The 6,145-nt window shown below is 41.9% G+C and carries 5 protein-coding genes and 1 pseudogene; 3 read left to right on the top strand and 3 right to left on the bottom strand.

What is annotated here, in order from left to right; translation table 11 throughout:
• Positions 1–613 precede the first annotated feature (613 nt).
• Positions 614–1,816, top strand: a complete 1,203-nt coding sequence (locus F6J94_RS28390; RefSeq protein ID WP_293024824.1) for an aminotransferase class V-fold PLP-dependent enzyme — start codon at positions 614–616, stop codon at positions 1,814–1,816.
• 333 nt (positions 1,817–2,149) lie between these two features.
• On the opposite strand, the gene F6J94_RS28385 is transcribed toward F6J94_RS28390, so the two are convergent.
• The 3 genes from F6J94_RS28385 to F6J94_RS28375 form a co-directional block, all read right to left on the bottom strand.
• Positions 2,150–2,941: an ABC transporter ATP-binding protein gene (locus tag F6J94_RS28385; RefSeq protein ID WP_293046577.1), complete on the bottom strand. Its 792-nt coding sequence runs from the start codon at positions 2,939–2,941 to the stop codon at positions 2,150–2,152.
• Between the two features lie 368 nt (positions 2,942–3,309).
• Entirely contained in the window at positions 3,310–4,128 is an 819-nt protein-coding gene (locus tag F6J94_RS28380; RefSeq protein WP_293046574.1) for an ABC transporter permease, read from the bottom strand.
• Between the two features lie 75 nt (positions 4,129–4,203).
• Complete coding sequence (locus F6J94_RS28375) at positions 4,204–5,241, bottom strand: ABC transporter substrate-binding protein (RefSeq protein ID WP_293024829.1); 1,038 nt, start codon at positions 5,239–5,241, stop codon at positions 4,204–4,206.
• 50 nt (positions 5,242–5,291) lie between these two features.
• Between F6J94_RS28375 and F6J94_RS28370 the strand changes: the two genes are divergently transcribed.
• Positions 5,292–5,465 carry a hypothetical protein gene (locus F6J94_RS28370; protein ID WP_293046571.1) on the top strand — a complete coding sequence of 58 codons (174 nt, stop codon included), beginning with the start codon at positions 5,292–5,294 and terminating at the stop codon, positions 5,463–5,465.
• A 497-nt stretch (positions 5,466–5,962) separates the two neighbouring features.
• A pseudogene (locus F6J94_RS28365) lies at positions 5,963–6,145 on the top strand (hypothetical protein); the annotation flags it as partial.

The raw sequence follows: 6,145 nt of genomic DNA, 5'->3' as shown, positions 1-6,145 counted from the left end.
CATCAGCAATACAAATAACTGTGTTACCACTGTCCCGTAGGTATCTAGCCATTAACTCTAACTGAGCCAGGTTATCTTCCACAATCAAAACTTTACTCATAGTTCAATTAATTGGTTGGTGTTTAACACTATAATCTAATCATGAACTTGTTGACTGTTGACTATTGGTTTACTATTGAATGTTGACTGTCCAATAGGGTCAACTCAACAAAAAACGTTCAATTCAATAAACTTTTCATTGACCTAGTCAAAAATAAAACTTTAATAAAACTTTAATAAAACTTTAATAAAACTTTAATAATTAATACGGATAATTAGAACGGTTCGAGCTTACTGCTATGGACTTAATCCAAAGACAGTAGTAGAGTTAGTTTACTGGTGCATACATAATAAAATAACCCCAAGACTAACGGATTAGTGTTAGCTACCGTCAACTGAGGAATTGCTGAAAATTTATACATATGCACTTGACAAGCTAAAGAAGCGCTATAGAAATGCACGAAATTCGCGCTCTTTAAATTAAGACATATGTCTTAGTCCAATATATCCAAAAAATTTTAGCTTGTCCACGGGGCTGATAAGATAAAATACCATGGGATTGACTAAAATGCTCATGACTGGTATATCTACTACAGTAACTCCACGGGACATCCACCGACAGCAATTTCCGGCATTAGCCCACAAAGCCTATTTCAATTTTGGGGGCCAAGGGACTCTGCCTCTGGTATCTCTAAATGCCATCCAACAAGCCTATGAGTATGTGCAGCGCTATGGCCCATTCTCGGGTAAAGTCAATGACTGGGTTACCGAGGAATCCCACAAAACTCGAAGTGCGATCGCATTAGAGTTGGGGACATCAGCAGAAACCATCACCCTCACCGAAAATGTTACCGTTGGCTGCAATATTGCCATGTGGGGGATTGATTGGCAACCGGGTGATCACATCCTGATGAGTGATTGTGAACACCAAGGCATTATCGCTACTGCCCAGGAAATCTCCCGTCGGTATCAGGTAGAGGTATCTACTTGTCCAATTATGGCAACTCTAAATCAGGGAGACCCCACTAAAACTATTGAGCAATACTTACGACCTCAGACGCGATTGGTGGTATTGAGTCATCTACTGTGGAATACGGGTCAAGTATTGCCACTCAAGGATATAACTCATGTGTGTCACAACTATGATCAGAGTAGCCAATTGGTGAGGGTTCTAGTGGATGCAGCTCAGTCAGTAGGTTCTTTGCCCTTAAATCTAACTGAACTGGGGGCAGATTTCTATGCCTTTACCGGTCACAAGTGGTGGTGTGGCCCAGAAGGAGTGGGAGGTCTCTATGTGAGTCCAGATGCCTTGAGCAGCCTCAATCCCACATTTATTGGTTGGCGGGGGATTATTCTGGATAAAGCTGGGAAACCTGTGGATTGGCAACCAGATGGACAAAGATTTGAAGTGGCTACCTCGGCTTATCCCCTGTATGGAGGATTACGTAGTGCGATCGCAATTCATCAGCAATGGGGAACTGCTGAGGAACGTTATCAGCAAATTTGTCAATTGAGTGAATACCTATGGCAAGGCTTATCCAAGTTGGAAGCAGTCAGGTGTTTGGCTACTTCACCTCCCAAAGCTGGTCTGGTGTCCTTTGTGTTGACTAATGGCAAGCGCCATAACACGTTAGTAGAGTTTCTGGAGCAGCAAGGCTTTTTGCTACGAACTCTCCGGGACCCAGACTGTGTCCGTGCCTGTGTTCACTACTTCACCCAGCCGGATGAAATTGATAGGTTGATTGAGGCCATTGATGGGTTTAGTTTTGATAATTAATCAGAAAAGCTTAAGTCAAAGCTTAAGTCAAAGCTTAAGTCAAAGTTTAAGTAAAGATGCACCCCATTAGATAGTCATGGCCTACGATTCACACACATTTCATACTTTCTATAATGAGGGGCTAGTGTTTGCGATCGCATTTGCAGTTAGGTTTGTTTTGTATGAGTTGATGTTTGTTTTCGTTGACGATTGACGGTTAAGGGTTGACGGTTAACTGTCAACCCTTAATATCATCTCAGGATAATTAGCCTTAATAAAAATCTCCCCCATCTCCCCACACCTCCCACCCTCTAACTCAATCCGCGCCGAGGCTCCATACTTTTATGATGGGTATTAAACTGGACTTGATATTACACCCCTACTTACTTCCTCTGGCCTATCCCGGAGTAAATCCATAATTTCATCAGTGTAGCGATGGAATTCGGGATTACGCTTGATTTTGTAAGTGCGCTCACCCTGTAACTCAATCCGCAATTCCCGTTGAATTGTACCAGGTCGTGCTGTCAGCACATAAATCCTTTGAGACAAAAACACTGCCTCTTCTACATCATGGGTAATCATTAATATGGTGCAACCTGTCCGCTGCCAAACCTCAAGCAAAAACTGTTGCATGGTTTCCTTAGTTTGTACATCAAGTGCGCCAAAGGGTTCATCCATCAGCAGGATTTTCGGATGACAGGCTAGCGCTCTTGCGATCGCAACCCGTTGTTTCATGCCCCCAGATAATTCTTTCGGATAGGACTTAGCAAACCCAGACAGCCCAACCACATCTAAATAATAACCAGCCTGTTCTCGGCGTTTTTGCTTTGGGACACCTTGCAGCTTTAAGCCAAACTCTACATTATGGATCACATTCATCCAAGGGTATAGGGTATATCGTTGGAAAACCATGCCTCGCTCTGAACTAGGTCCAGTCACCGTCAAACCATCAACCGTAATTTCTCCAGCTGTAGGCATATCTAAACCAGCTATCAGACGCAACAGGGTAGACTTACCCGAACCAGATGCACCCACAGCACAGACCAATTCCCCTGTCTCAACATGCATATTAATATCCTTTAGGGCAACAATAGTACCTTGTTTCGTGGGAAATTGTTTGTAAAGGTGATAAATTTCTAAGTGCATGGTTTTTTATTATTAGTGATATTGGTAATTCGGTATTGGGTATTGAGTATTCGGTATATTGAGTATTGGGTATTAGGTATTGTAATTCTCAATTTTCCTGCAAGCCTTTTCCCTTTTGCTTGTGATTACGTAAGCATATGCTGTTCGCTTAGCGTGGGCTTCGACGCTGGGAAGTAGCCCATTAGCTGACAGCTTACCTTCAACCTTCAACCTTCAACCTTCAACCTTCAACCTTCAACCTTCAACCTTCAACCTTCAACCTTCAACCTTCAACCTTCAACCTTCAACCTTCAACCTTCAACCTTCAACCTTCAACCTTCAACCTTGGCCTTTCGGCCACGCTACGCGAACAACCGTTAACAAAAAATCTAATCAATCGCCCATTTACAGGTAAGTCTGAGCAGCAATCGGAAGGATAAATCAATGGCAAATCCGATTAATCCTAGAATAATCAAGCAGGCAAATATTTCATCGGTTTTTAGAAACTTTTGGGCTAGCAAAATACGTTTACCTAGTCCCACTTTTGCTGCGACCAATTCTGCTACAATCACTAAATTCCAAGATGCTGCCATGTTGACTCGAAATGCATCAATAATATTGGGAATCACATAGGGAGTAATCACCTCTAATAGGACTTGTCTTCTTAGTCCTCCCAAAGTGTAGGTGCTTTCAATTAAATCCTTGGGAACAAACTTTACTGCATCCATAATCATTAAGGTATTAAAAAAGACAGTACCGATAAAAATAAGTGCAATTTTCGGTGCTTCATCAATACCTAGATAGATAATGAATAGAGGGATAAATGCCGGAGCTGGCATATAGCGAACAATACCAATTATTGGTTCTGTTAACCCTCGGATACTGGCAAATGCTCCCATGGAAATCCCCAAGGGAATGGAAATAAGTGCTGCTAACAGAAAGCCAGCAAAAACTCTGAGAATGCTAGCAACAGTATCTTGAATAAGAAAGCCTTGTTGCCACAAACGGATAACGGCTTTCCCCACGTCAATCGGTGACGGGAGGAAGACGGAATCAAGGCCAGCAAAACTTGAGATGAGCCACCAAACAACAAACGGAATAGTAACTGATAGGATAATTAATATCCAGTTTAAGGATTTGGGAATATCCTCAGCAATGCGCCAAAAAACGGTGGGTTTTAGAGTTTTGGTTGTCTGGGAACTATTCATTAAAGAGTCTAAGAAATGTGGTGGGTGCGTTAACGACGTGTAACGCACCGGTTTAATTAGATGGGTTATTAATGACTAAGAACGACCTGCGGCATAGGCTTTGACAAACTGGTCATCAAGTATCTTATCTAAATCAGGAACTTTTTGAATAAATCCCACATCCAGCATAAACTGAGACATCTTTTTAGCGGCAAACGGCATATGCTTCATACTATTACCAGGGATAAATGCCTCTAGGTTTTCTTCCAGGGTAAATATTCGAGTTCCTTCTTTAAACTGTTGGAATTCCTCAACACTAACATTAGCGCGTTCCGCCAGCAGTTCATCGGCCTTCTTGGGATTATTTTTGATAAACTCTAGGATATCAAACCAAGTCTTTACTAGAGCTTGAACTTGGCCAGGACGTTCATCAATCAGCTTTTGAGTAACGACAAGTAAGTCAGGGATTGCCCCAGGAAATGCTTTGGAACTAATTAATTCTTTACTTCCCTTTCGTTTTAGGGCAGTGAGCCAAAAGGGAGGGAATGCACCCACGGCATCTACTTTACCCGCTGCAAATGCTGCTGCTGCTGCCCCAGTTTCTAAGGGTACAATTTCCACATCTTTTCTGGACATTCCCTCTTCTTCTAGGGCTAAGCTAAGCAAGAAGTCATCTACAACTCCCTCTTCTATTGCTACCTTTTTACCTTTCAAATCTTTCAGGGAATTAATCTCTGCTGTGACAATAATTTTGTCATTGCCAGCAGAGTTATCATTCACCAGAACCGCTACTTCACCATTAACAGCATCAGCAGCAAAAGATATCGTATCATTAAGGGTTTGGCAATTAGCATCTAGTTTTCCTGCTGCTAAAGCTTCCATGGATTCCAGGTAGCCATCAAACCATTTTAGTTGTACATTAAGGCCATTGGCTTCAAATAAACCTTCTTTTTCCGCAATGTACCACGGCCACCAACCAGGCCAACTGCTGTATCCCATAACAATGGGAGTAGAATCTTTAACGGCTTGGGAGTTATCTGAGGGTTTGGTGTTTGGGGATTGGTTGCAGCTAATAGCTAGGACTAAACTAAGTAGAAATACAGCACATAGGGATAGTAATTTGGGAATTTTCATTCTTCTATTGCGGCAGTATAACACACCTACACTCCTAGAGTTAGGTGGGAATGAATGCTGCACCTCCAACTAATGGTTTACAGATTAATCCGACACTGGGTTCAAGTAACCGTTTTTTCTGGGCAGAAAATTTTCCAAGTCTTTTCCAGTTAACATCTGACCCAGACACCGATCATCCTACCATCCACACTTCCCTTTCAGGAGTATTAGATTTGACATGGTAGATGACTGCTAACGTTACACCGTCCATTGCCTGGTTGGCTGGGATCTGCTTATTTTTGTCAGCTTTATCTTTGTATAGCCTGATGTTCTAAGGTTAGAGGTTTCCCCAGAAGTGTTTAATCCAGCTATCAAAGTTTACCAAAATTGCTAATGTCTGTCTATCGTTGTTGTGAACAGAGCAAGAATTAGGATAAAGATGCTAAAAACTGTAGTTAAAGATACCAAGTTAATCTAAAACTAGTTCATCCGAAGTTCCCTGATCTAAAGTTAAACACTTCTGCATCCCACCTTGAGTGGGAAGGAATCCAATCAATCATTATATAGAGTGGAAAGATCAGAATTTATAAGAATTTGTGGGGTCTTTTTTTAACGCTTCCCTTGCGCCTTAACTTGCATCCTAACCCTATAAGCTCATAGGTCTGGTGTGGGGAATTCTAGTTCTTCTAGTTTCTAGTTTGGGTAAAATGCAATCAGCTAGGTCTAACTAAGGGGAATCACCATGCTAAAGTATGACCCATTACAATATCTTCCTACTTCCGAGGAGTTACCCTCTTCTGATAACACCCCTGTGGATAACGAACTGCAAGATTTAATTCCCCACTTGCTCAAAGGGATCTTATCCTTAATCTGGCAACAGCGCTATGACTGGTTTTTTGGAATTGATATGGGCTACTATTACCAA

The sequence above is a fragment of the Moorena sp. SIO1F2 genome (assembly GCF_010672755.1).
GTDB lineage: Bacteria > Cyanobacteriota > Cyanobacteriia > Cyanobacteriales > Coleofasciculaceae > Moorena.
This window is presented reverse-complemented; position numbering and strand designations above follow the sequence as displayed.

Bases quoted from the DNA above. Each gene is read 5' to 3' on its own strand.
- F6J94_RS28390 (WP_293024824.1), top strand. From the start codon at position 614: ATGACTGGTATATCTACTACAGTAACTCCACGGGACATCCACCGACAG.
- F6J94_RS28385 (WP_293046577.1), bottom strand. From the start codon at position 2,941: ATGCACTTAGAAATTTATCACCTTTACAAACAATTTCCCACGAAACAA.
- F6J94_RS28380 (WP_293046574.1), bottom strand. From the start codon at position 4,128: ATGAATAGTTCCCAGACAACCAAAACTCTAAAACCCACCGTTTTTTGG.
- F6J94_RS28375 (WP_293024829.1), bottom strand. From the start codon at position 5,241: ATGAAAATTCCCAAATTACTATCCCTATGTGCTGTATTTCTACTTAGT.
- F6J94_RS28370 (WP_293046571.1), top strand. From the start codon at position 5,292: ATGAATGCTGCACCTCCAACTAATGGTTTACAGATTAATCCGACACTG.